Here is a 25,433-nt window from a genome sequence, read left to right as displayed (position 1 = left end):
GTTACAATTCAATGATGGTGATCCCGCGGTTTTTCTTGTCGTTTTTGAGTTCCGGATACCGGGTTAGAATGACATGTCCCTGTTTTGTGGAGATTCTCAATAATTCTCCGGGAATGAAGCGTTTGATGTTCCCTTTCTGGTAAGCTTCCCGGAGATACCGTTGACAGGCATTTCGGATATCCCCGCCAACCCCGGACGAACCATATCCGTGAATAATGCGGATCAGTAACACCCCGGCACTTTTTGCAAAATTCAATTCCCTCTCCAGTCGGATTAAAGCCTCTTCCACGGTGGGTTTACCGGCTTCCAGATTGATGGTCCGGATGGATTCCCCGGGATGTCCTTTTTTCTCACCGGATTGAAGCTGTTGACAATAGGGACACTGCCGGCTGTTTTCGGGAATAGGATTACCACATATCTCGCAAAGTTTCATACCGGAATTTAGGATGGAATGGAGAAGAATGGAAGAGTGGAAGAATGACCCCGGACTTCAGTCCGGGGGAATGAGAGGGAGAAAAGCCCCGGATTTCAGTCTGGGGAACGATATCCCAAAAATAGTTTTTCCTGGTTAGATGTTTTATTAAATTCCAAGTCCTTCATAATCAATAAGATCATATACGAGAGGGTGAAACATGTGGAATCTTAAAACAGAAAATGGAAGTACCGGCAGACTTCTTCAGTTGGTATTCGGTTATTTTTTCTTTTATGTGATTACCGGCCTGAGTGTGAAGTATTTTCAAAATATCGCCGGAATGCACAGTATGGAATACCTTGTGTACAGTACCGCCAGCTCTACGCTTTTGGCTACATCGGTTGTCCTGGTGCTCCGGTGGTATAAGCTCCAGTCTATTCGCTTAACAACATGGGGACCTTTTACCTTTCCTTCCGAACTGCTTTATATCATTCCCTCGGGAGTGATGACCGCTGTGGTGATACCCACAACAACCCTGATGTACAGTTTCAAGGGGATTTCCGTTATGGTGGCTATGACTATCATGCGGGGTTCGGTTATTATTATCGGGCGGATTGTGGATGCCATCCAGATTAAACGGGGTATCCTGAATAAAAAGGTCTATCTGGAAGAAAACATGGGTGTGGTGTTTGCTGTCCTCGCTGTAGGACTCAAGGTGTTGACCGGCGGCCGGGATGGGGGTGCCAATCCCCTGACCAGTGTCCCGGTCATGGTGATCTTCTTTAGCTATATCTCCGCCTATGCCATCCGCATTTATATCATGAATTATTACAAAAATACCCGTCCAAAAGACAGCCGGGTGGATAATAATAAGGCCTTTTTTGCCATTGAACAAATTGCCTCTACCCTTACAATCTGGATTGTGGCCCTGGTAATTTTGCTTTTGGCCGTGAATCACAACTGGAGTGGCGAACGGATTACCCCCTATATCAAATCCTTCACGAATCCCGTACCCGGTTTCGGCTGGGCCATGTTCTGGGGTTGTGCTTTCGGGATTGTGGCATTTTTCTCCGTCTTTCTTTTCATGTTCAAAGGGAGAACCGCCACTTTTGCCGGACTGGTGAACCGGCTTACGTCGCTTATCGCCGGAACAACCTCCACATTGCTCTTTGCCCTGCTCTGGGGCGGCAGATGGCCGGCTGTGGTTGACTGGATCAGTCTGATCTTCATTTTTGTGGCTGTCTGGTTTATGACAAAAGCCGAGCGGAAACGGATTGCTGAGCTGAAAATGAAACATGAAATCTGAGGTGTATCATGAGTATAAATCATTTTGATGTCATTATTTTGATGGGCCGCCCCGCCGCCGGAAAATCAGAAGTGATCGATTACCTGAAAAAAACACCGGTTGAAGAACGGCTGGAACGCTTTCATATCAATCAGTTTGAGGAGATCGATGATTTCCCTATGCTGTGGACCTGGTTTGAGGAAGATGCCATCCTGGAAAAAATTATGCATAAACCCCGGATGCATACGGATAAAGAAGGATATTTCCTCTACCAGTATCAATGGGATCTCTTGATTGAACGGATTTCCCTGGAGTATGACAAGCGTCTGAGAGATGAACATTATCATGATAAGATGACCTCTGTCATCGAATTCAGCCGGGGTTCGGAACATGGTGGCTATCAATCGGCCTTTCAACACCTGTCCGAAAAAATCCTGAAAAAGGCAGCCATTCTCTATATCGATGTTCCCTTCGAAGAATCCCTCCGGAAAAATCGGAAACGCTTTAATCCCGATCGCCCCGATTCCATCCTTGAACACGGTTTGCCCGATGAAAAACTGAAAAAAATGTACTACGAAGTGGATTGGGAAACGTTTAAAGGGGATGACCCGGAATATATTCATGTCCGTGGAATTTCCGTTCCCTATGTGGTTTTTCACAATATGCCTTCTCAAACAGACGATCCTAAACTTCTGGGGCCTGCCCTGGATAAGCTGTTCAGTCGCCTGTGGGAAATCCGGAATTCCTGATCAATCTTTTATGACACATAAACATCACCATGCGGCCGGATCTGTTCCGGCCGTTTGTTTTCTTTCCCTTTTGATTCACAGAGAAAGTCTCTTTAAATTTCCTCCGTAATATCCGGAATTCATTATTCTTGATTCGTGTCTGAGCCCTGATGTCTTAAGGTAAGGAGTAAACACCATGGATTCTTCAAAACGGCTGGTATCACTGGATGCCTTTCGCGGGCTGGTTATTGCTTTTATGATTACCGTGAACACCCCCGGAACCTGGCGACAGATTTATGCCCCCCTGCGCCATGCGTCCTGGCATGGGTGTACACCTACAGACCTGGTTTTTCCTTTTTTTCTCTTTATCGTGGGTGTGGCCATGTGGTTCTCATTCCGAAAATATGACCACAGCGCAACCCCGGAAGCCATTCAAAAAGTCCTGAAACGAACAACCCTCATTTTCGTCATTGGAGTGCTTTTAAATGCCTACCCCTTTATTCGTTTTGATCCGGAACTGACTTTCGGGCAGGAACTGGCGGATTACTATGGAAATTTACGCATCATGGGTGTACTTCAACGCATTGCCCTGGCATACGGCATGGCTTCTCTTATTGTACTGAAGTTTAAACGGAAAACCTGGCTCTGGACCGGTGCCGGGATTTTGGTGGCGTACTGGCTTCTGATGTTATGGCTTGGGGGATCCGAACCCTTTTCTTTGGCGGATAATTTCGCCCGGAAAGTGGATTTGTTTTTCTTCGGGGAAAACCATGTATATAAAGGTTTTGGTATTCCCTTTGATCCGGAAGGATTGTTCAGCACCCTGCCGGCTGTTGTGACCGTCCTGTTTGGTTATGAAACCGGTCGGATGATTACCCGGGCAAAATCCCGGCCGGAACTGGTCAATGACCTCTATTTGTATGGTGTAACAGCTCTATTTGCCGGTTATGTGTGGGGACAGTTTTTTCCTATCAACAAACCCATCTGGACCAGCTCGTATGTTCTGTATACCGGCGGACTGGCCATGATGGTGCTGGCGCTTTTTATCCTCTTTATTGACGTAAAAGGGTACCAGAAATGGACTTATCCCCTCCGGGTTTTTGGGATGAATCCTCTGTTCCTTTTTATCCTGTCCGTCTTTTGGGTGAAAACCCTTTCCCGGATTGTCCGTTGGACGACGGAAGACGGCACCGTGATGACCGGTCTCCAGTGGATTTATCAGTCTATCTGTGTTCCCCTGTTGGGTGATAATCCCAATGGATCTCTGCTGTTTGCCCTCATGCATATTTTTATCTACTGGCTTATCCTGCGGGAACTGTATAAACGAAAGATTTACATTAAAATTTAAAGGAGGAAATCATGAGAAAAATACTTGCAATCACACTGTTGATTGTGTTTGCTGCCGGATGCGTATCAGCGGAAAAACCGGTGGTCAAACCGGGTGTTGAGGTGCTGAAGGATCGTGGATTTGATGTGTTGAAAGGGAAACGGGTCGGACTCCTGACCAATCCGACAGGTATCGACAGAAACCTGAAATCCACCATTGATATTCTTTGGGAAGCGCCTGAAGTGAATCTTGTGGCATTATATGGCCCTGAACACGGTGTGCGGGGGGATTTTGATGCCGGAGATTATGTTGAAAATTATATCGATGAACAAACGGGACTCCCGGTGTATTCCCTGTATGGAAAGACCCGCATACCAACTCCGGAGATGCTGGAAAATGTGGATGTCATCGTCTACGATATTCAGGATATCGGCTGCCGGTCCTATACGTATATCAGCAGCATGGGCAATATCATGACGGCTGCTGCTGAAAATGATATTGAAATTGTGGTGCTGGACCGTCCCAATCCTCTGACAGGAAATAAGATTGAAGGAAATGTGGCAGAAGAAGGATTTTTCTCCTTTGTCAGTGCCTATCCCATTCCCTATGTATATGGACTTACACCCGGTGAAGTCGCCATGATGATCAATGAGGAAGGCTGGCTGGATACAGATAAGAAATGCAAAGTTACAGTTGTTCCCATGGAAGGGTGGAAACGGAGCATGACTTTCGAAGATACCGGTCTTCCCTGGGTGCCTACATCCCCCCATATCCCCCATGCCTATTCAGCTGCCTATTATGTGGCAACCGGTATTCTGGGTGAGCTGAAAGCCGTGGATGAAGGTGTGGGATACACTATCCCCTTTCAGTTGTATGGTGCTGAATGGATCGACGATCCCTTTGAACTGGCAAAACGTATGAATGCCCTGGGAATTGAAGGCATGGGTTTCCGCCCCATCGTCTATAAACCCTTTTACCGGGTTTATCAGGGGAAAACATTGAAAGGCGTACAACTGCATATCACAGATTTTGAGAAAACAGAACTCATGTATGTACAGTTCCGTTTCCTGGAGGTCCTCCACGAAATGTATCCCGATTTGGATGTTTTCAGCATCAATCCCCATCGCCTGGCCATGTTTGACAAGGTATGCGGGACAGATGAAATCCGTAAAAAATTCAGTGAGCGCTACCGCTTTGAAGATATCAAACCGATTCTGGAAAAAGATGTGGAATCTTTCCGGAACCTGTCGAAAAAATATTATCTGTACCGGTAGCCATAAAGGGCTCGTGAGCCGCTTGTGGTTTTCAATGGTTCATCGGAAAGGATCTTGCATACTGCCTGAAAGAACACCGGAGATCATGGCATGAATTTTTCCGGATTGAAAGATGCAGGATCCTTTGAATATTGGAAAAAACACTTTACAGACCTTCCGGCGGATTGGTCCCCCGGGCGGGTGATCACAACATTTAAAAAGCGATATCTCATAAAAATTTCCAATGGACTCGTGGAAGGGGACCTTTCGGGACGCCTGAAACATAATGCAGGTTCTCCTGTGGATTTACCTGTTGTGGGAGACTGGGTGGCGATCTCAGGAGACAGGCAACAGGTGCTGATCCGCCGGGTCTTTCCCAGGAAATCCGTGTTGACCCGAAAAACCGCCGGACGCACCTTTGAAAAACAGGTCCTTGCGGCAAATGTGGATGTGGCTTTTATTGTTCAGGCACTGGACCGGGACTATAATCTGAACCGTTTGGAGCGGTATATGACTGTGGTTTACAGCGGGAATATTACACCGGCTGTTGTGTTGAACAAGGTGGATATCCCGGAGGAACATGAGGTAAAATGCCGGTTTGAAGAAGTGAGAAAGCGATTCCCGGAAACAATGCTATTTCTCGTCTCAGCCCTTTATGGAAAGGGGATTGAAGAGATTCGTCACTTCTTGGAACCCGGGCTCACCTTTTGCCTGGTGGGATCTTCGGGAGTGGGAAAATCAACCCTCATCAATGCCATTGCCGGCGAAAATCTGGCAGAAACCGGTGATGTAAGCACGTCTACCACAAAGGGCGTACATATAACCTCCCGCCGACAGCTTCACATGTTATCAAACGGTACCATCTTAATTGATATGCCCGGACTCCGGGAAATCGGGATTGCCGATGCAGACGAAGGACTAAATAAAACGTTTCCCCGAATTTTTGAACTGGCCGCAAATTGCCGTTTTGACGATTGTACCCATACCCGGGAACCGGATTGCGCCGTCAAAAGAGCTGTAAATGAAGGGACTCTTGATGTCCGGCAATACGAGAATTATATGAATCTACGGCAGGAATATAAACAATATACACAGCAGGTAATGGAAAAGACCTGGAAAACATCCAGGAAATAAGAGCTGAAGGGAAAAGTGATGAAAAAATACGGGGGTCCAATTCTGATATTTTTCTTTCTTATACTGATGATTGTCATGAATCTTCTGGCCTGGAGCTCAAGCCTTGATTCGATGAGTTCCCCCTTTATCCGTGTGATGATGATCCTGGTGCTCCTGATTCTACTCATTGTTGTGACAGTTGTCTTTATCCAGAGAATCCGTGAAATTAAAAAGGAGGCGAATGATGATCTTAGTCAATACTGAAACCATCGAAGGAAAAAAAATAGCACATTTGGGACTTGTAAAAGGTTCCTGTATCCGGGCGAAACATTTAGGACATGATATTGCCAACGGAATAAAAGCCCTTTTCGGAGGGGAATTGACCAGTTATTCTGAGATGATTAATGAAGCCCGGGCTGTGGCCACGAAACGGATGGTGGAGAATGCCAATGAATTGGGGGCGGATGCCGTCGTGAATATTCGCTATTCTTCTACTGCCGTCAAAGCCGGATCGGCGGAAGTGATGGTGTATGGGACGGCTGTTAAATTTTTGAAGTGACCATGAAAATTGCCCTTGTGCAAATATCCATTGGGGATAACATCCGGGAAAATCTCAACCGGGCGGAAGATCTGTGTTCAACTGCGGCAGAAGACGGTGCGGAGGTAGTCGTGTTACCTGAACTTTTTTCTACAGGATTTCCGCCGGACAGGGCGGTTGCTGCTGCGCCGGTATGGGGACCTGAAACACGAAAGTGCCTGGCTGAACTGGCAGTAAAGCACGGTATCTCTCTCGTGGCAGGATGTGGAGATGAAACAGATGGCGGGAAAATGTACAACACAGGCCGGGTTTATACACCCGACGGTAAATGTGTATCCGAATATCGTAAAATTCACCTCTTTACCTTCGGACATGAAGAGAAATATGTCATCCCGGGATCTGAACCGGTCCTTTTTCACCTTCTGGGATATCCCGCTTCCCTGTTTGTCTGCTATGATCTCCGCTTTCCCCTGGAATTCAGGCAGGTGGCACCACATGTGACCCTGATAATCGTTCTTGCCAATTGGCCGGAAGAACGGAGAGAGCACTGGATGTGTCTTTTAAAAGCAAGGGCGATTGAAAATCAGTGCTGGATCATTGGTGTGAACCGGATTGGGAAAGACAGTTCAGGCCTTCGGTACAGTGGCGATTCCATGGTTGTGGACCCCTTGGGCAACGTGATCGAACACATGGATGACCAGGAAGGGGTAAAACTTGTGGACATTGACCCGGAAAAGTGTTTTATCGTCCGCAAATTGTATCCTTTTCTGTCAGATTGATAATAGTTACTTGACTAAAAATTTTTAATGCCGATATATCACATCCGGAAGATTTGGATATTTATAACTGGAATATTTATGCACTTATTTCGTACCTTAATGATGATAAACGTCCACAACAAAAGGTCCAATGCAACATTCCCCAAAAATATTCCGACGATATGGCATCCCCTTTTTTCTTAGTCTCATTGTTTTGGTCTGGATGTTTTTATTCCCCGGAAACCGCTTATTATTGGCTCAAAATAACCAAATAGACAGCCTTCATCAGGTATTGGAACACACGGAGGATGATTCCAGCCGGGCGGAAATTATACTGGAAATTGGATCGGCCTATGACCAGATAGATCCTCATAAATCCATTGAATATGCTGAGGAAGCCCTGGGAATTTTCACAGACATCCAAAATGATTACGGTCGTGGCAAATCCCTCAATATGATCGGGTATTACAATTGGCTGCTTGGTTTTTTCAAAGAATCGGTAGACTATTATACTGAAGCCCTGAACATTTTCCGGGAATTGGATTTGCCCTATTGGATTGCCCGGACGGCCAATAATCTGGGGGCGGTTTACTGGGGACTGAGTGATTATAACAGAGCCCTTGAATTGTATCAGGAATCCCTGGCCATTCGTACTGAACTGGGACATCAAAGGAGCATGGCCCTTACCAATAACAATATCGGTCTGATATACCAGGAATGGCAGTTATATGATGAAGCCATGGCGTATCACCGGAAAGCTCTGGCTCTGGCGGAGGAAACAGATTATTTGTTTGCCCGGGCTTATTCCTACCACAATCTGGGACTGTGTTATGAGGCACTTGGAGCATATGATAAAGCCCTCGATTCGTATAAGAATTCCTATCAGGATTACCTGGAGGATGTAGGTGAAGGCGGTGCCACCTCTCTGGCCCTTCGCAGTATGGGGGATATTTATCATAAAAGGGGGGATTTGGACAAGGCAATTACCTATTACCGGCAGGCTCTGGAAGATGGGCGGAAAGTGAAGAACTTATTCCGGATGGCCTACGCCCAGCATTCTATGGGAAAGACCTTTGCAGAAGCCGCCCGCTTTGATTCAGCGCGGTACTATATCAATGCCAGTTTGAACACCTCCCGTGAGATGGGTTATGAGGACGTAACCCGAGATAATTACTATGTGCTATCCCGCCTGGAAGAAGAATCCGGAAATCTGGATAAGGCCCTGGATTACTTTAAGATTGCCGCATCGGTAAATGATTCCATCTTCAACAAGGAAAAGATTGCAAAATTCACCGAACTTCAGATCCGCTACAATATGGAAAAACAGAATCAGGAGAATGAACTGCTACGCCAGAAGAATGAGATACAGAGTCTTCAGATCCGCCGGGACCGTATTATCCGTATCTCCCTGATTGCCGGGTCGGTGTTTGTGCTCATCATCCTTTTTCTAATCTATTATCAGAGCCGTATGCTGCAACGGACGAACACTGCTTTAGAGCGTCAGAACGCTGAGATCCTGAAGATGAATGAAGAGAAAGAGGATCTGATCCGGCAGCTGGAGAAGGAGAATGAAGAGCGCCGTCGTGCAGAGAAACGGATCGCCATGCTTTTACAGGATAAAGAACTGCTGTTGAAAGAAGTTCACCACCGGATAAAGAATAATATGAATACGATGAAAAGCCTTTTGTCGCTGCAGGCCAAAACGATAGAGGATGCCAAAGCGGCAGAAGTGCTGAAAGATGCCGGTTCCCGGATTCAGAGTATGGGACTTTTGTACGACAAGATTTATCGGTCCGAGAATATCCGGGCGTTGTCAGCCCGTGAATATATCCCCCATCTTGTGGAAGAGATTGTTGCGGTATTTCCCAATTGCGAGAAGGTGCAGATTGAAACAGAGATTGAGGATGTCACCCTGCCGGTGGATATTTTATCCCCCCTGGGTATCATTACGACAGAATTGGTGACCAATGCCATGAAATATGGTTTTGAAGAAGTTGAAAAGGGCCATTTGCAGCTACGGTTCCGCCGGATGGACGGGAAAGTAAAGTATGAAATCCGGAATAACGGACAGGCCCTTCCGGAGGATTTTTCCATCGAAGACTCCCGGGGATTCGGACTGCGGCTGGTAAATATGCTGGTACAACAACTGGACGGAAAAATCCACACCGGAAAAGACCGGGAAACCTGCTTTATGATCACTTTTCCCATGTTTACCTAATTATCCTGTTGAAAGGAGATTTTTTTAAATGAGGTTTTTTTCAGTTATCTTTTATAGCTTTCACCGCTGTTTTTATAAGGAAAAGTGACTGAAATGAGGCATACCGTACGCAATATATGGGGGGTTGCACAGGAAATGGGGGCCATATATATTCGGATATGGGTGTTTTTTTTCCTTTTGACTTTACCGGTTTTTCTTTCCGGTGATATTTCCGAGGCAGATAGTCTGAGACAGTTGATCCGCATAACCCGCAACGACTCACTCCTGGGTGAATACTATATCCGTCTGGGTGTTTTAACAGATGAGACAGATCCTGAATTATCTATTGAACTCACACAGAAAGCACTGAACCACTTTATGCAGGCGGATTTTCCCCTGGGTCAGGCCCGGGCGTTGAACAGTATGGGATACAATCACTGGCTTATGGGTCAATATACAACTGCCATTTCTTACTATACGGAAGCACTGACGATTTATAATACCCGGAATATACAATCGGGCATTGCCCGTGTGACCAATAATCTGGGGGCCATCTACTGGGGGCTGAACAATTACGATAAAGCCCTGGAATATTATCAGCAATCCCTGGCAATCCGTAAAATGATGGATGATCGGCGGGGTGAATCCATCGTGTTAAACAATATCGGGATGGTTTATCAGGAATGGCAGCTATTTGATCAGGCCATCCAATACCACCATCAGGCGGTGAAAATCGCTGAAAACCTGGATGACCGGGAAGCCATGGCCTATTCCTATTATAACATGGGTCGCTGTTTTGAAGCACAGAAAAGGACCGATCAGGCTCTGGAGTATTTTCGGACGGCCTATGATGAGTACCGGAATGGAGGGAAAATAGGAGGGGCGACATCTTTGGTTTTAAGGGGGATGGGAGACCTCTATTTTCATCAGGGACACTTTGAAGATGCACTCTATTATTATCGCAGAGCCTTATCCGATGCTCTTCAGGAAAGTAATATTTACCGGGGAACCCATGCCCGGCTCTCCATGGCTAAAACCTTTTTTGCCACAGATGAAACGGATTCAGCCCGTATCTATGCAGGTGAGGTATTAGAGACGGCAAAAGCTTATGAGTACGATCAGTTTCTGAGGGATATTTATTATCTCATGGCAGATATGGAGGTTCAAAAAGAGAATCATGAAAAAGCTTTAAACTACTTTAAAATGGCTTCAGCCATCGATGATTCCATCTTTAATGAAGAAAAGAGTTCCCGTTTTACCGAATTGCAGATTCAATACAACCTGGAAAAAAAGGAGCGTGAAAACGAACTATTACGTAAGGACAATGAAATTCAGGTGCTTCGGATCCGACGGGAACGGGTGATACGATACTCCTTCATGACCGGTACACTCCTGGTGCTGATTGCTCTGGGCGTTTTATACCGGCAGAGAAGTGACCTGAAGCGGCTGAACCAGAACATGGTACAGGAAATTCAGGAGCGGAAGACGGCAGAAGCCCGCATCGCCTCACTCCTTGAAGAAAAAGAAATCCTCCTGAAAGAGGTTCACCACCGGATAAAAAACAATTTGAATACGGTTCGCAGTTTATTAACCCTACAAGCCCGTACATTGCCTGACCCCGGGGCCAGGCAGGCGTTGAAAGACGCAGGCAACCGGGTGCAAAGCATGAGTCTGCTCTATGAACGTCTGTACAGATCGGAAAATGTCCATACCCATTCGACACAAGAGTATTTTTCATCCCTGATCCATGATATTATACAGGTTTTTCCGAATAGCAAACAGGTAACGGTGAAAACGGAAATCGAAGATTTTATGCTCAGTGTAAAAATTCTCTCTGGTTTGGGGATCGTTGTAACCGAACTGATTACCAATGCCATGAAATATGCATTTCCCGAAGATCGAAGTGGGATTATCCGGTTTCATTTGTTTCAGAGGGATACACATTTCGTTTTGAAACTGTGTAACAATGGGGTTCCGCTTCCAGATAACTTTTCTCCGGAAAATACCAGCGGCTTTGGTCTTCAGCTTGTGTCCATGCTTATCCAGCAACTGAACGGCTCATTACATGTTCATTCCAATGAAGAAACATGCTTTGTCATAGAATTCCCAAAACCTGAAACGGAAGGATAGATTTTATATTTAAAATTTCAGATTTCAAATTTCAGATCCTGAAAACAACCAGCGATTCATTTCATTCAAAATCAAATCGAAATTCAGAATTCAGAACTCAGAATTATTCTTTATATTTCGCCAGAAACCAAAGGAGTGCATGAATGCAACAAAAAGTCTCACTGACAGGTATTAAACCCACGGGTATTCCTCATATAGGTAATTATTTTGGTGCTATCCGGCCGGCATTGGAACTGGCGAAGGCATACGAAGCCCGCTATTTTATTGCCGATTATCACGCCTTGAATTCCATAAAGGATCCGGTCCATTTAAAAGAGATGGTCTATGAAGTGGCTGCAGCCTGGCTTGCGGCCGGACTCAATCCGGATAAGGTCCTTTTTTATCGTCAGTCGGATGTACCTGAAACATTTGATTTAACCACCATACTTATGGCTTTTACCCCCAAGGGACTTATGAACCGGGCTCATGCGTACAAAGCATCCGTCCAGGAAAATGAGGCAGCCGGGAAAGATCCTGATGACGGTATTAATATGGGATTATATACCTATCCGGTCCTTATGGCGGCAGATATTTTGCTTTTTGATACCAACGTGGTTCCTGTTGGGAAAGATCAGAAACAGCATGTAGAAATGACGGCGGATATTGCCCAAAGTGTGAACCACACTTACGGAAAAGAGCTCCTGGTGGTTCCCGAAGCCATGATCAGTGAATCTACCCAGACCGTTGTGGGGATGGATGGCCGGAAAATGAGCAAGAGTTATAATAATACCATATCCCTCTTTTTACCTCAGAAAAAGCTCCGGAAAACTGTGATGAAAATTGTGACCAATTCCCAGGGGATTGAAGAACCGAAAGATCCCGATTCATGCAGTGTCTTTGCCTTGTACAAGCTTTTTGCCACACCGGAACAGCAGGAAAAACTGGCAGCGCGTTACCGGGCCGGTGGGATGGGCTGGGGTGAAGCTAAGCAGGAACTCTTTGAAGTAATGGATGCCTGCCTGAAACCCATGCGGGAAAAGTATTTCTCCATTATGGAAAACAAAGATGAGATAGACCGGATCCTGAAAGAGGGATCGGAAAAAGCCCGGCAGGTTGCCTCCCGCACTGTAGCCCGGGTACGGAAAGCCATCGGCGTAAACACTTTTTATTTGTGAGTCCTGAATGTCCCTGGAAAATTACAATATCGAGCTGGATGTTTTCGAAGGTCCCATGGATCTCCTGCTCTATTTCATCAAGCGGGATGAAATCAATATTTATGATATTCCCATTGCCAGGATCACCCGGGAATACCTGGAATATCTGGACTTAATGCAGACACTGAATTTACGGGTTGCCGGTGAATTTATTGCCATGGCCAGCACCCTGATGCAAATCAAGGCACGGATGCTTTTACCCCGTTTTTCCAACCCGGAAGATGAGAATGTGGAAGATCCCCGTTCTGAACTTGTCCGGAAACTCGTTGAATATCAGCAATTTAAAGAATTGGGTGAAGAATTACGCCAGCTTGAGGGAAAATCTATCGGCCATTTTCCGCGAAGGCCGGACCTGAGCCAAATTGATACATCTGTCGATGCAGAGGAAGTGCTGCAAAAGGTGACTCTTTTCGATATCCTGGCTGCCTTTAAAAAAGTGCTGGACCGTTTGCCTGAAGGACCCGCGGAACACCAGGTCAACAAACTGGAAGTGAGTATCAAAGAGCAGACAGCATATATCTACAGCCATTTTATTAAAAAATCCAAAATCCGTTTTTCCGAATTGGCCGGAGGAATTCAGAAACGGATTGTGTTAATCGTAACCTTTCTGGCTATCCTGGAAATGATCCGTACCCAACAGATTCGGGTGTATCAGGAAGGTGTTTTTGATGATTTTACCCTTGAAAAAGTGGAGTCTTGACAAGTATGGATATGACAGAATTAAATGCCCGTATTGTGGAAGCACTGCTGATTGCCTCTGAAACACCGGTGACACAGTCCAGACTGAATGAATGCCTGGATGACGGTCACCAGATTGATTTGGATAAGGCTGTGGACTATCTGAATACGCTCTATGAAGAACACGGACACAGTTTTCTGATCAAAGGTGTTGCCGGGGGATATCAATTGGTGACGAAAAAAGACTATGAAGGATATATTCGCCGCTTTCTGAACCGCTCCGGAAGGATTCGTCTGTCCTATGCTGCATTGGAAACCCTGGCCATCATTGCCTATAAACAGCCTGTAAGCCGTCCGGATATTGATGCCATCCGGGGAGTCAATTCTGAAGGGGTTATCAGCACCTTGCTGGAAAGGGATCTGATCGCGGTTCAGGGCCGGAGTGATGCTCCGGGACGGCCCTTATTGTATGGGGTAACACAGGAATTTCTCCGGTATTTCGGACTCAATTCCACATCGGATCTGCCCCGGTTGAAAGAATTGAAGGAGATCCTCCAGGCTCATTCAGAAGATTATGCCTACCGGGAGGATGTCCCTGATGAAATGATCAATATCCCGGAAGAAAAAGATCATGATGACCGTGAAGAATCTGATCCGGATACATCACAAAGGATGAACCATGAGACTGAATAAGTTTTTAGCCCACAGCGGTACCGGATCCCGGCGGATGTGTGATGACCTGGTTTTTCAGGGACGGGTGACTGTGAACAAATCGATCATTAAAGAACCGGGGACCGATATTGATCCTGAACATGATTGTGTAACGGTGGATGGTGAACGGGTGGAATTGAAAAAGGTGTATACATATATCAAACTTCACAAACCGGCCGGATATATCACCAGCCGGAAAGACCCCCACTACAGCCGTACCGTGATGGATCTGGTGCCCCGGATCCTGGATGTTCGCCCGGTAGGGCGCCTGGATGTGGATACAACAGGTGTGCTTCTTATGACGGATGACGGAGATTTGCTCCACAAGCTGACCCATCCAAGACATGAAGTAGAAAAGAAATATGACGTATGGCTGAAATGGCCTCCCAATAACGGGGATCCTGAAACAGAACTGTCCAAAGGCATTATTCTTGAAAACGGTGACCGGGTAAAGGGGGAAGCCCATCCTCAAAACAGTAAAAAAACCCATTATCTTGTGGTACTCAGGGAAGGTAAAAAACGCGAAATCAAACGCATTTTTCGCTATTTCGGAACCCGGGTTATCCGGCTGCACCGTTTTGAATTCGCCGGAATCCGGGTGGATGACCTTGCCGAAGGTAAATGGAAAAAACTGACCCACCAGGAAATTGAGCACTTAAAAGCTCTTGTTAATGCAGGTTCTATGACACCGGCTCACACCTTGTAACTCCAATTCAGAGACAGGGCACGCTTTGTTGGTGCGATTTAATACCTTGTAACTCCAATTCAGAGACAGGGCGTGTCCTGTCTCTACGACTCTAAAAAGGATATCCTATACTAATATGTGTGATGATATCTGACCGATTGAAATTCTTTCCTGCGGTGAGCATGATGGGACCGATGGGACTGTTATAACCATAGGATAATCCGATGCCGTAATGGTATTTGCCGAATTTGATCAACTGGGATATTTCCTCTGAGACCATTCCGCCGTTCAGGGTGGTGAAAAAGTAATTATTTTTGGATAGCCGGTTCCGAAGGGAAAATGAGAAAGCAGAGAGCTGAGTGCCTGTCAATTCCATCACCTGATATCCAAAAAGGGGGATAAAATTCAGGCTTTGAACACCCGATCCTCCCATATAAAACTTATGCAAATCCGGGATATTTTTTGTGTCAGAAAAACCGAAATTGAGTGATCGGACAATCACGGCATTTTCATTCAGGAGAATGGCTTTGTCAACGCGCATTGTGAAAGTGGAATAAGGGTCGTATTGAAAATCCGAATTACTTGAATAGACTGTACCGGTAACCCGCCGGATGAGCAGATCGGCATATACGCCTTCATCGGGAAAAAAACGGTCGTCGTAGGAATCATGATGCAAATGAAAAAAAGCAAAAGGTATGTTGAATGTCGATTCAGGATATGATCCGATAATTGTTTTAATGCGGGTCAGCTCATTCTGGAGCCCCAGATGGATATACATGTTGTCGGCCGGACTGGAGTGAAGCATTATGGCTGCAGAGCCATATCTGAGATCCAGTTCCTGTGTCCGGTTATGATTCTCATAGAGATAGGCTGTAAAATTTTGAAGTTGGATGTTCATTCCCACTCCGGGGGCATATTTCCACGAGGTGTAATAAAAAAAACTGCTGGTCAGGGCCGGATTGCCTCCCAGCATCAGATCTGTTGAAAATTTGGATCCGTCGATGAGAATATTCCGAAAGGTCAGATTTAGCAGGAGCAGAGATTTCAGGTGGTCATCGTAGTGGACCCCCACTTTCAAAAAATTTGATGAATTTTCAATAACTCTGACGATTAAACGGACACCACCGGCACTCATGGGTTCCAGCTTATAATTCACCTGCTCAAAAAACTGGCTGCCGTATACCCGGTCAATGGCGTTTTTTAACTCCTCCGGTGTGATCCACTGAGGTGGAGAAATACGCAGTTTACTTTGAATGACTTCTTCAGAAACATTTTTTAGCCCCACCAGGGATAAATCCCTCACGTAGAGACGCTCAATCTGGGTAGTTGGGATGAAACGGATTCCCTCTTTACGCCGGATATTCAAAGAATCTGTCAACGCTTTTATCTGTGGCAAAGCTTGCAGTGCTGCCTTTTCTCCGGCCTGAATCAGAGAATCTACAGCATCATTGGTAAAATTTGCAGCCGTCAGGTTCCCGATTTCCGGTACAATGAGGATATCTGTCTTTTTTTGTTCCACAAGATTGCTGGCGTTGCTTTGGAAAAGAGCTGTTTGTCCCATGATGAGCAGAGCTGAAGAGAGCTGGGACCTGTCAAACAGAGGGGTGGCCACATCCACGGCAATAGTAATATCTGCACCCATTTCCAGGGCATCAGAAACAGGAAGATTTCGCACAACACCGCCATCAACTAAAAGTCTGCCGTCAATTTCTACAGGGGTAAAGACTGAAGGGACTGCCATACTGGCCCGGAGGGCATCGGCAAGATAACCATCTTTTAGTACAACGGCTTCACCGGTTTCAATATCTGTGGCAACACAACGGTAGGGAATAGGGAGTTCACTGAAATCCTCGATATGGTGAACCGGTAATGTAAGATTGGAAAGTTTGTTGGAAATATTGTGTCCGGCAATGAGTCCCAACGGCAAGGTGACTTTTCCCTCTTTCAATGGAAAAGATGCGATGAATTTTTCTGCATCCTCCTTTTCCTCAATGGCAATATTTTTTCGTGAAATCCGGTCTGAAAACATAAGTTCCCAATCCATTTCACGGGCAATGCGTTCCAAAGCGTCTGCATCATATCCCATGGCATAGAGTCCGCCTACAATGCTGCCCATACTGGTTCCCGTGATGATATCCGGCCGGATACCTTCTTCCTCCAAGACCTTGATAACTCCGATATGGGCCAATCCCCTGGCACCACCTCCACTCAGAACAAGACCTAATGTTGCCTGTCCGGCCTGCAGTATCCCGCAAAACAGCAAGAGAAGAAAAAGAAGTCTGAAACCTTGTGTACGCATGAATCACCTATAAAAATGCTCTGAAAATATACAGGGTTTCCCCCTGGAATTAAATCCTTTAAATGTGTCATCAGGACAGTGAATAGATAGTTTTTACATCATCACGGGTCATGGGATGAGGTCCCTGGACAAAACCTTTCCGGTTCTGGTTTAAAGCAAATACATGGTCAGTTAATAAGTCTATATCCGGGTTCTGGATGTTTAAATCCTTCCAGGACAAATCCCGGTCTATCCTTTTCAGAAAGCCGGTGAATGTATTGAGTGCTTTATGGGGATCGGTTCCCTTGAAGCCAAAAGTTTCCCCCAGTTTCAGGATCTTATCCCGACAAACATCCTCAAAGATTTTCAGATACCGGGGCATGATAAAGGCCAAAGCCCGTCCGTGGGATATATCATAGAGTCCGCTCAGGGGATGGGCCAGAGCATGCATGGCATAGGGACCCTCACGGCCGGCGTCATTCAGATCCGATAATGCCAATGTGGCAGTCCAGGCAAAAGTCTCACGGGGTAAATGTGCTGCCGGATCACTCAAAATATGTTGTATTGCTTCGGCTGTCGTCCGGACCAGCAAAAGGGAGAGTCCGTCATTCAGCGGGGCTTCATCACGGGTGGTAAAATAGGCTTCCAGAGCGTGGGATATGATATCCACGGCACCGTCTTTTAAATAATCCTCAGGGACGCTCAGGGTTAGTTCAGGATCGATGAGTGCCACTTTCGGACGGGCGGCATAGCAAACAAAACCGGCTTTTTGCCGTGTTTCGTCGTGAGTAACGACTCCGTACGCGTTCCCTTCCGAACCTGTGGCACTTAATGTGGGAATTGTGATCACCGGTAGTGCGTTATTGACGGTTTTGTGAATGTGTACATAGTCCCAGATTGAACCCCCGTTTACTGCGACTATAGCGGCACCTTTGGCGGTGTCCATGGCTGATCCGCCACCGAGTCCTAAAATTGCCTGAACCTTCAAATCCCGGGCCAGTTCACCTGCCCGGTTAACCATGCTCACCCGGGGGTTGGGAGTTACCTGATCGAACACATCCACTTCAATCCCCTCTTCGGACAATGACCTGATAACCTGATTCAGTGTGCCTGTCTTTACGGCACTTCCGGACGAACAGACAATCAAGACTTTTTGGGCAATCCGTTTGGTTTCCCGTCCGATACGGTCCAGATTTCCCCAACCGAAAACAAAACGTGTGGGAATATGTAATGTGAAAGAACGCATCATACCTCCGGCGTTTGGGTGAATTTAGAATGGAGAATTGAGAATTGGAAATTGAGAATGGAGAATGGAGAATGGAGAATGGATACAGCACTGTCCGATTGCGTTTACAGATGTTGCGCTGCAGAGGGTAGTTGCAAGGTATTTCAAAGGTGATGTGTATTGAATATCCCCAAAAAAATTCTTGCTATCTTATGTAAAATTAATATAGGTTTGTTTCGGAAAACTTCCTTTGATGATCAGTAAAAAGTGGTCTAAACCTTTGTAAGACGCGAGTAAGGAATGACGCCCTGGGTTTCTGGTGAGCTTCACATACTGATCTCAAAGCTGTATCAAGGATGTGTAAACGGCCGTGAGATTCGACAGTTTTATCAGTATTGCTATGCGATAGCCGTTAGTTATTTGCGTGTAAAAAAGAACCGTGGAAAACTCTATTTTAACATAGAAAGTGATGTAGGCAAGGATCTCGAGGATTTAGCCACTGATTGCATTATGCCGCTGTTTGAGCAGGACCAACCCCGGTGTTTTATCCAGTTTCAGACCTTTTTCAAATCACGTTTTCCAAATCTTCAGGAGACATCCGAGGCAGATTTGTTTCTTGCTTTAAAAGGATTGATTCTGTCGTGTGTTGATCAGGAACTGGCACGGTATTTTAAACAAGTAGATATGGAAGGTTTCCGATTGTACAGAAATATTTCACTGGCTTCAGAAAGAAATAAAAGTCTGTATGAAAGATCCTGGGGCAATGAAACGTATCTTTACCTTTTTCATCCGGGATGGATGTTTCCCTCGGATTACGTGAAAAAACGGCCGATGATTTATTTTGATGATCTGATACAGATCCTGTATAAAAACATCAGGTTTCATCAGGATTTTCCCCACTATATACAGGAAATCCTGGTGGAAATCGAACGAAAAGAGATCTATGCCATGATGGTTGAAAAAAGTCTGGTTCATCAGGCCTTTCGAAAGGTGTTATCTCTGAATCTCCGGACAGAAATCACGGATCATGTATTGGTTGCAGAAGAGCATTCTCCGGAGGAACGGCGCGATATCCTGATAAATCACCTGATGATGATTCTGAAGGATGCCATTGTGGAAACCTACTATCGAAGGGGTAAAATAGATGACAGCATGAAAACCAATTATCAGATCATTCTCAAACACTATTTTAGTGATTTAATTCAGGATGGCCATACAGAGGCTCTGCCTGAGTACTGGAACACGATTATCCCCCGTGAAAATACCTTTCCCCACCATAAATCCCGCCTGGAATATCTGATCCGCCTGGGCAGGGAGAAAATGAGGGAGCTCTACAAAAAAATCTGAAAATACCTGGAATGCGACTATATCTAATATTATGGAGTGCCCTGATTTAAAAAATCTTGAACAGTATGTTTTGGATGAACTTTTTCTCAAACCTGTGAATAAACATATCACGGCCCATCTTCAGGAATGTCCCTTTTGTAGGAGCCGGTATGAAGCGACGAAGGAATTTTATACCTTGTTTCACCATGAAGTGACCCATGCCATGCCCCAATTTCCCTCATCCATCCGTACAGATACCGTACCGGGGTATGATTTAACACATCACATACCATCTACAGTATCAAATTATGCCATCCTTTCAGCAGACAACAAATCCCGGAAGAGTAAGAGTGACCTTGAGATAGTTGCTGTTTTTACGTCGGAAGAAGAGAACCTGATGATACGCCTGGCCAAGCATCGACAGAGTCAGGAATATACCATGTACATTATTGCCAATGATCCGGTATTGTACGAGTATGTCCTTGTTTCTGTAGATACCATTGGGAAAACGTATTTAACAGACAATCAAGGCCAGATTGAACTGGGTCCTGTGCAAATTGAATATCCCCAGGATCTGGTGATTCAAGTCCATGTCCCGGATATTATTTACACGCTGGATGCAGAAAAAGTCCGGACTGCCCTGCAAACGGTTCCCCGTGGGAAAGATCTATTATTAAAAGAAGGCATTGACAATCGTCTGGATATCAAAGTACAGGAAATCGCCGGTCAGTATGAACTGGATTTTTTGTGCAGAGAGACCTATTCCGTTCGGCATGATCTGATCATCGGATTTGAAGAGGACACGATGTATCATCCCATCAAACAGACAAAGCACTTTTTTGGATTTACCAATATTCCACTGAAAAAGAATTTTATTCTCCGTTTATATCTTGGAGAATAGGTACATTTCCACTGTTCCATGATGGATTCGATAGTACATGTAGAAAAAAAATTCCAGCAGCTTCTGGAACAATCATACGGAAGACACGTATGGTAAAACTTCTTTTTCGGACAGTTATATCACAAAATATATTATCCTACACGATTTCAATAAAGATGGACAGGATGAAATCGTCAGTATTTTTAATCATTATCCATGGTATCCGTCGAAACTGATTCGTTTTAATGATGAGGGCCAAGTTGTAGACACCTTTTATCATCCGGGATATATTTACGCAAAGCTTATCATCGATCTTGACAATGATGGATATGATGAATTATTGCTGGGTGGGACCAATAATCATTATAACTGTCCTGTATTATTTGGATTCAAATGGCCGAATTTCAGTGGATGTGCCCCTTTTGACGATCCGGATTATACAATAAATAATAAATCCATCAGGGAATTTACGTCTCCCTGGTTTTATGTACGATTTCCGAATGAATCGAAAGTTCTTGATTATGAGGGAAGAGGGATTATTGAGGAAATCTACGCCTTACCCAATCATGAGTTATATGTATCCGCAGTTGTATATTATAATGGATCTAATTTGATGTATTTTTTTGACACATCATTTACCATTAAGAATATGAATGTCAATGATATTTTTCATTATGAATTGCGCCCTGATCAGGGATCCAATGCCTGGGATGCCGTGGATCGTGATACATTTATGGATGATATGTCCAAAATCAAATTTTGGAATGGTGAAACCTGGGTGGATACGTTTGCTGTAAACGTTTAAACGTTGTTGAGATATTGAGATGTTCTATTGTTAAAAATCCCCTTTTACACAATTAACTAACACATACTAATATTCATCACTATAAACAATAATTATCTCACAAAAACCCTTGTTACCCGTCACGCATCACGCGTCACTTCCCTGGTCCTATTTCACGGGGCAGGCAATCATTTTCAAGAAGTTTGAAGCTGGAAGTTGGTTTGGCGTCGCTTCGCTTCTGATAGTTGGTTCATGGGTTCAGGGGCTCATGGGCTCAAGGGTTCAAGGGTTCAATAGCCGCTTCGCGGCTTTCAAACGCTGCTGCGCAGCGTTCAAGGATCTCACTTCGTTCGATCTTCAATCCCGGCTTTGCAGATTTCAATAGGTGACTGGACTTCTTTTTTGAACACTGCGAAGCAGTGCTGGAATGCTGAGCGCAGCGAAGCTATTGAACGGCACGAAGTGCCGCTTGAATTATTAAACGCTGCTGCGCAGCGTTCAAGGATCTCACTGCGTTCGATCTTCAATCCCGGCTTTGCAGATTTCAATAGGTGACTGGACTTCTTTTTTGAACACTGCGAAGCAATTGAACGGCACAAAGTGCCGCTTGAATTTTTGATCGCCGAAGGCGTTTGAATGTTGAGCCAGAGACGTACCAATCCCCCCATTCTCAATTCTCAATTCTCAATTCATCATTCATCATTCATCATTCATCATTCATCATTCTATTTTGTATATTCTGGAAAGTTGGAGAGTCTATGTCCGCATCCCAAAAGAAAACTTTTATCCTCGACACGAATGTTATCCTCCATGATTCCACCTGTATCCAGAATTTTCAGGAGCACGATGTGGTTATCCCGATTGTGGTACTGGAAGAGCTGGACAATTTTAAACGGGGGAATCAGATCATTAATCTGAATGCCCGGGAATTTACCCGATTTCTGGACAATATCACCGGTTCACAGATTTTTAAAGCGGGTATTCCTCTTGGAGACAAACGGGGGAAGGTCCGGATCACAATGACCCGTGAGCTTCATCCGGTCCTCCGGGCCGTTTTTAAGGAGGATAGCGCCGATCACAGGATTTTGAGCACAGCCCTGGAAATTCAGGAGGTTCAAACATCCCGCCGGAATGCCGTGGTCCTGATTAGTAAGGATGTTAATTTGCGCATGAAAGCCAAAGCTCTTGGACTCCATGCCGAAGATTATACAACGGACCGGATTGCCAGTGTAGACGAATTATATACCGGGAAGGAATTGATTATCGGGTATCCCGGGGATGAGATAGATAAACTATACAAACCACCCTACGAAATTCCTCCTGATAATATGAAAAAATATTCCACCGAAGCACCAGTCCCGAATAAATATTTTATCCTTAAGACGGAAAACCACAGCGTTCTGGCCCATTATCATGCCGGAAAAGATCTTGTGCAACGGGTTGATAAGGTCCATGCGTATGGTGTGAACCCCCGGAATGCAGAGCAAACCTTTGCCATCCATGCCCTGTTGAATGATGAAATCCCTTTGGTGACGATGACGGGAAAGGCGGGAACGGGGAAGACCCTGCTGGCCCTGGCATCCGCTCTGGAATGTAAAAGAAGTTATCGCCAGATTTACCTGGCACGTCCTATTATCCCCCTGAGTAACCGGGACCTTGGGTTTCTGCCGGGAGATGTGAAAAGCAAGCTGGATCCCTATATGCAACCTCTCTGGGATAATTTAAAAGTGATTCAGAATCAGTTTGACGACAAAGATAAACGGAATGAGAAGATCAAGGAACTGCTGGAACTGGAAAAATTGATCATTACACCACTGCCCTATATCCGGGGACGGAGCCTGCAAAAAATCTATTTTATCATAGATGAAGCCCAGAACCTGACTCCCCATGAGATTAAAACCATCATTACCCGGGCCGGAGAAGGAACCAAACTGGTGTTTACGGGAGATATTTATCAAATAGATCATCCGTACCTGGACAGTCAAAGTAACGGACTCAGTTTTCTCATTGACCGGATGAAGGGACAACCACTCTATTCACATATTAACCTGGAAAAAGGTGAACGGTCAGAACTGGCCGAGCTTGCTTCCAATCTGCTATAAAGGAGTTTCTATATGAAATTGTTTCGCGAAATATTCGCACTTTTTCTGGTATGTGCTGTTTTTTTACATGCCTACACACCCACCCATCCCTGGCTGACCAACCCTGAAAATACACGTCCCCATCTGGACAGTCTGGCAACCTTCTGGGAAGGAACCTTTAATCATGAAACAGGCGCTTTTTATACGGAAATTAAGCGGAATGGTGATATTGAAACCAAGTGGGGTACGGCCGACTATGCCTCCACCCTGACACAAAGCCGGAACGCCTATGCCATGATCCGGATTTTTATGGTGAACGGCGATACGAGCTATTTGAATATGGCAGAAAGAGCCCTCCGTTTCATGCGGGCACATGCCTGGGATGAAAGCAGAGGCGGCTGGTATACAGTCGTGAAAATGGACGGATCGGTCCCCTATCCCAACGACCGAAAAACTATTTTTCAAAATCTGTATGCCCTTCTGGGACTGACAGCTTATTGGGAATGTACCCGGGATCCGGAAATGAAAAGTTGGATTGACGAAACCTTTGATGTGCTGGAAAACAGGATGTGGGATACATTGCATGACGGATATTTTGAATATGCCAATGCCAATTGGTCCTATCCCAAAGACAAAAGTTTCAACGGCATTGTGGATGCGATCACAACACATCTGGTAACTCTATCGATGCATGACCCCGAAAGCCGGTATATGTCCCGGTGGCTTGAACAGACGGATCTGATTCTCACGAAGCTGGTGCCTACCATCACACCGTCCACCCCCTTTTTTAAAGAGTATTTCAGTGCTTCATGGGGGGATGGGAGCACTGATCCCGGCCGGGAGGAATGGGGCAACAGCGGTCACATGAATAAAGCCTCATGGTGCCTGGCCAGACTCTACCGGTCCAATCCTCAGGAAACGTATCTGGATGCGGCAGAACTGATTACCGGGAATATGTATGACTATGCTTTCGACAAAGAACACGGAGGGATGTGGGGAGCCTTTAACCGTTCAACCAATCTGCCGAACTGGAACTGGAACAAATCCTGGTGGGAACAGCAACAGGCTGTCATGGCCGGCTTGCAGCTCTATGATCTGACTGGTAAGGTGTTGTATCTTCAAATGGCCGATTCCACTCTTCATTTTTATACACGTTATCTTGTGGATCATCAATACGGCGGTGTGTTTGCCGAGGTGAGCAATGACGGACAGACTATCATCAACGATGGAAAGGGCGGGGGATGGAAAGCAGGTTATCATGCCTCTGAATATGCCTATTATGTGTATCTGTATCAATCGTTGCTGAATCTGGACCAGCCTGTAACTCTCCACTTCCGTCCCCATGAATCCGCTTTAAACCAACAGAAACTTAAACCCTTAGCCATTGAGGATGACCGCCTGTGGATTACGGCCGTGGAAAAAAATGGCGACCCCTGGAAAACATTTGGAAAGGATTTTGTGGATTTTAGCCATGCTGAACCGGGGGATGTGTTTACCGTGACTTTTTCACCGGATAGTATGATTCAGTATGTTGGAACTCAGAATGCCTATACACCTAAAACGATTGCTCTTCAACAAAACTATCCAAATCCCTTTAATGCTTCAACAGTGATTCCTTTCAGGATGGATGAACCGGGACAAGCTGATTTGACGATTTATCACCTGAATGGAGCTTTTGTCCAACGAATCTCATCAACGCTTTCCACCGGTGAGCAGACGTTTACCTGGGATGGAAAGGATGTTTCCGGACGGAATGTGGCTTCAGGTATTTACGTGTATCAGCTGAGGATAAACGGCCGGCATGCCGGAACAAGAACGATGATAATGATGAAATGAGTTGAGAGTTGAGAG

General features: G+C 45.5%; 23 protein-coding genes. 19 read left to right on the top strand and 4 right to left on the bottom strand.

What is annotated here, in order from left to right; translation table 11 throughout:
• Position 1: 1 nt before the first annotated feature.
• Positions 2-433, bottom strand: a complete 432-nt coding sequence (locus tag strainIA91_RS09950) for a Smr/MutS family protein (RefSeq protein ID WP_400166628.1) — start codon at positions 431-433, stop codon at positions 2-4.
• Between the two features lie 199 nt (positions 434-632).
• Between strainIA91_RS09950 and strainIA91_RS09945 the strand changes: the two genes are divergently transcribed.
• From strainIA91_RS09945 to strainIA91_RS09880, 14 genes are all read left to right on the top strand, one after another.
• Entirely contained in the window at positions 633-1,718 is a 1,086-nt protein-coding gene (locus tag strainIA91_RS09945; protein WP_400166627.1) for a hypothetical protein, read from the top strand.
• An 8-nt stretch (positions 1,719-1,726) separates the two neighbouring features.
• The gene (locus strainIA91_RS09940) at positions 1,727-2,446 is read left to right on the top strand and encodes a hypothetical protein (protein WP_400166626.1); all 720 of its coding nucleotides are present in this window, start codon (positions 1,727-1,729) and stop codon (positions 2,444-2,446) included.
• Between the two features lie 175 nt (positions 2,447-2,621).
• Entirely contained in the window at positions 2,622-3,773 is a 1,152-nt protein-coding gene (locus strainIA91_RS09935) for an acyltransferase family protein (protein WP_400166625.1), read from the top strand.
• A gap of 11 nt (positions 3,774-3,784) precedes the next feature.
• Positions 3,785-5,026: an exo-beta-N-acetylmuramidase NamZ domain-containing protein gene (locus tag strainIA91_RS09930; RefSeq protein ID WP_400166624.1), complete on the top strand. Its 1,242-nt coding sequence runs from the start codon at positions 3,785-3,787 to the stop codon at positions 5,024-5,026.
• A gap of 90 nt (positions 5,027-5,116) precedes the next feature.
• Positions 5,117-6,139 (top strand): ribosome small subunit-dependent GTPase A, encoded by a 1,023-nt coding sequence (gene rsgA, locus strainIA91_RS09925; protein ID WP_400166623.1) that lies wholly within the window; start codon positions 5,117-5,119, stop codon positions 6,137-6,139.
• Positions 6,140-6,157: 18 nt separating this feature from the next.
• The gene (locus strainIA91_RS09920) at positions 6,158-6,382 is read left to right on the top strand and encodes a hypothetical protein (protein ID WP_400166622.1); all 225 of its coding nucleotides are present in this window, start codon (positions 6,158-6,160) and stop codon (positions 6,380-6,382) included.
• Positions 6,363-6,677 carry a YbjQ family protein gene (locus strainIA91_RS09915; RefSeq protein WP_400168258.1) on the top strand — a complete coding sequence of 105 codons (315 nt, stop codon included), beginning with the start codon at positions 6,363-6,365 and terminating at the stop codon, positions 6,675-6,677. The genes strainIA91_RS09920 and strainIA91_RS09915 overlap by 20 nt, the downstream gene beginning before the upstream one ends.
• A 2-nt stretch (positions 6,678-6,679) precedes the next feature.
• Entirely contained in the window at positions 6,680-7,435 is a 756-nt protein-coding gene (locus strainIA91_RS09910) for a nitrilase-related carbon-nitrogen hydrolase (RefSeq protein WP_400166621.1), read from the top strand.
• Between the two features lie 130 nt (positions 7,436-7,565).
• Positions 7,566-9,632, top strand: a complete 2,067-nt coding sequence (locus tag strainIA91_RS09905) for a tetratricopeptide repeat protein (RefSeq protein ID WP_400166620.1) — start codon at positions 7,566-7,568, stop codon at positions 9,630-9,632.
• A 162-nt stretch (positions 9,633-9,794) separates the two neighbouring features.
• Positions 9,795-11,741 carry a tetratricopeptide repeat protein gene (locus strainIA91_RS09900; RefSeq protein ID WP_400166619.1) on the top strand — a complete coding sequence of 649 codons (1,947 nt, stop codon included), beginning with the start codon at positions 9,795-9,797 and terminating at the stop codon, positions 11,739-11,741.
• A gap of 143 nt (positions 11,742-11,884) precedes the next feature.
• Positions 11,885-12,895: a tryptophan--tRNA ligase gene (locus tag strainIA91_RS09895; RefSeq protein WP_400166618.1), complete on the top strand. Its 1,011-nt coding sequence runs from the start codon at positions 11,885-11,887 to the stop codon at positions 12,893-12,895.
• A 7-nt stretch (positions 12,896-12,902) separates the two neighbouring features.
• Positions 12,903-13,634 carry a segregation and condensation protein A gene (locus strainIA91_RS09890; RefSeq protein WP_400166617.1) on the top strand — a complete coding sequence of 244 codons (732 nt, stop codon included), beginning with the start codon at positions 12,903-12,905 and terminating at the stop codon, positions 13,632-13,634.
• Positions 13,635-13,639: 5 nt separating this feature from the next.
• The gene (gene scpB / locus strainIA91_RS09885; protein ID WP_400166616.1) at positions 13,640-14,305 is read left to right on the top strand and encodes an SMC-Scp complex subunit ScpB; all 666 of its coding nucleotides are present in this window, start codon (positions 13,640-13,642) and stop codon (positions 14,303-14,305) included.
• Complete coding sequence (locus tag strainIA91_RS09880; RefSeq protein WP_400166615.1) at positions 14,292-15,029, top strand: pseudouridine synthase; 738 nt, start codon at positions 14,292-14,294, stop codon at positions 15,027-15,029. The genes scpB and strainIA91_RS09880 overlap by 14 nt, the downstream gene beginning before the upstream one ends.
• Before the next feature lie 91 nt (positions 15,030-15,120).
• Here strainIA91_RS09880 and strainIA91_RS09875 read toward each other — a convergent pair whose 3' ends face one another.
• Positions 15,121-17,307 (bottom strand): patatin-like phospholipase family protein, encoded by a 2,187-nt coding sequence (locus strainIA91_RS09875; RefSeq protein WP_400166614.1) that lies wholly within the window; start codon positions 17,305-17,307, stop codon positions 15,121-15,123.
• A 70-nt stretch (positions 17,308-17,377) separates the two neighbouring features.
• Positions 17,378-18,535, bottom strand: a complete 1,158-nt coding sequence (locus tag strainIA91_RS09870) for an iron-containing alcohol dehydrogenase (protein WP_400166613.1) — start codon at positions 18,533-18,535, stop codon at positions 17,378-17,380.
• Positions 18,536-18,931: 396 nt separating this feature from the next.
• Between strainIA91_RS09870 and strainIA91_RS09865 the strand changes: the two genes are divergently transcribed.
• The 3 genes from strainIA91_RS09865 to strainIA91_RS09855 all read left to right on the top strand — a co-directional run bounded on the left by strainIA91_RS09865 (position 18,932) and on the right by strainIA91_RS09855 (position 21,522).
• Positions 18,932-19,858 (top strand): hypothetical protein, encoded by a 927-nt coding sequence (locus strainIA91_RS09865; protein ID WP_400166612.1) that lies wholly within the window; start codon positions 18,932-18,934, stop codon positions 19,856-19,858.
• 31 nt (positions 19,859-19,889) lie between these two features.
• Entirely contained in the window at positions 19,890-20,738 is an 849-nt protein-coding gene (locus tag strainIA91_RS09860; protein ID WP_400166611.1) for a hypothetical protein, read from the top strand.
• Between the two features lie 589 nt (positions 20,739-21,327).
• On the top strand, positions 21,328-21,522 hold the full coding sequence (locus tag strainIA91_RS09855) for a hypothetical protein (protein WP_400166610.1): 195 nt from the start codon (positions 21,328-21,330) through the stop codon (positions 21,520-21,522).
• A gap of 320 nt (positions 21,523-21,842) precedes the next feature.
• On the opposite strand, the gene strainIA91_RS09850 is transcribed toward strainIA91_RS09855, so the two are convergent.
• A complete protein-coding gene (locus tag strainIA91_RS09850) occupies positions 21,843-22,160 on the bottom strand; it encodes a hypothetical protein (protein ID WP_400166609.1) in 318 nt (105 codons plus the stop codon).
• 99 nt (positions 22,161-22,259) lie between these two features.
• On the opposite strand from strainIA91_RS09850, the gene strainIA91_RS09845 reads away from it, so the two are divergent.
• Complete coding sequence (locus tag strainIA91_RS09845; protein WP_400166608.1) at positions 22,260-23,603, top strand: PhoH family protein; 1,344 nt, start codon at positions 22,260-22,262, stop codon at positions 23,601-23,603.
• A 12-nt stretch (positions 23,604-23,615) separates the two neighbouring features.
• Entirely contained in the window at positions 23,616-25,418 is a 1,803-nt protein-coding gene (locus tag strainIA91_RS09840) for an AGE family epimerase/isomerase (protein ID WP_400166607.1), read from the top strand.
• Positions 25,419-25,433 lie beyond the last annotated feature (15 nt).

This window comes from Candidatus Neomarinimicrobiota bacterium, assembly GCA_041154365.1.
Classification (GTDB): domain Bacteria; phylum Fidelibacterota; class Fidelibacteria; order Fidelibacterales; family Fidelibacteraceae; genus Fidelibacter; species Fidelibacter multiformis.
The sequence above is the reverse complement of the archived record's forward strand: the minus strand, read 5'-3'. Positions and strand labels throughout refer to the sequence as shown.

Coding starts and splice junctions, on each gene's coding strand:
- scpB (WP_400166616.1), top strand. CDS start 13,640: ATGGATATGACAGAATTAAATGCCCGTATTGTGGAAGCACTGCTGATT.
- strainIA91_RS09905 (WP_400166620.1), top strand. CDS start 7,566: ATGCAACATTCCCCAAAAATATTCCGACGATATGGCATCCCCTTTTTT.
- strainIA91_RS09915 (WP_400168258.1), top strand. CDS start 6,363: ATGATCTTAGTCAATACTGAAACCATCGAAGGAAAAAAAATAGCACAT.
- strainIA91_RS09895 (WP_400166618.1), top strand. CDS start 11,885: ATGCAACAAAAAGTCTCACTGACAGGTATTAAACCCACGGGTATTCCT.
- strainIA91_RS09945 (WP_400166627.1), top strand. CDS start 633: ATGTGGAATCTTAAAACAGAAAATGGAAGTACCGGCAGACTTCTTCAG.
- strainIA91_RS09935 (WP_400166625.1), top strand. CDS start 2,622: ATGGATTCTTCAAAACGGCTGGTATCACTGGATGCCTTTCGCGGGCTG.
- strainIA91_RS09860 (WP_400166611.1), top strand. CDS start 19,890: ATGGAGTGCCCTGATTTAAAAAATCTTGAACAGTATGTTTTGGATGAA.
- strainIA91_RS09840 (WP_400166607.1), top strand. CDS start 23,616: ATGAAATTGTTTCGCGAAATATTCGCACTTTTTCTGGTATGTGCTGTT.
- strainIA91_RS09940 (WP_400166626.1), top strand. CDS start 1,727: ATGAGTATAAATCATTTTGATGTCATTATTTTGATGGGCCGCCCCGCC.
- strainIA91_RS09930 (WP_400166624.1), top strand. CDS start 3,785: ATGAGAAAAATACTTGCAATCACACTGTTGATTGTGTTTGCTGCCGGA.
- rsgA (WP_400166623.1), top strand. CDS start 5,117: ATGAATTTTTCCGGATTGAAAGATGCAGGATCCTTTGAATATTGGAAA.
- strainIA91_RS09845 (WP_400166608.1), top strand. CDS start 22,260: ATGTCCGCATCCCAAAAGAAAACTTTTATCCTCGACACGAATGTTATC.
- strainIA91_RS09950 (WP_400166628.1), bottom strand. CDS start 433: ATGAAACTTTGCGAGATATGTGGTAATCCTATTCCCGAAAACAGCCGG.
- strainIA91_RS09875 (WP_400166614.1), bottom strand. CDS start 17,307: ATGCGTACACAAGGTTTCAGACTTCTTTTTCTTCTCTTGCTGTTTTGC.
- strainIA91_RS09920 (WP_400166622.1), top strand. CDS start 6,158: ATGAAAAAATACGGGGGTCCAATTCTGATATTTTTCTTTCTTATACTG.
- strainIA91_RS09910 (WP_400166621.1), top strand. CDS start 6,680: ATGAAAATTGCCCTTGTGCAAATATCCATTGGGGATAACATCCGGGAA.
- strainIA91_RS09870 (WP_400166613.1), bottom strand. CDS start 18,535: ATGATGCGTTCTTTCACATTACATATTCCCACACGTTTTGTTTTCGGT.
- strainIA91_RS09890 (WP_400166617.1), top strand. CDS start 12,903: ATGTCCCTGGAAAATTACAATATCGAGCTGGATGTTTTCGAAGGTCCC.
- strainIA91_RS09880 (WP_400166615.1), top strand. CDS start 14,292: ATGAGACTGAATAAGTTTTTAGCCCACAGCGGTACCGGATCCCGGCGG.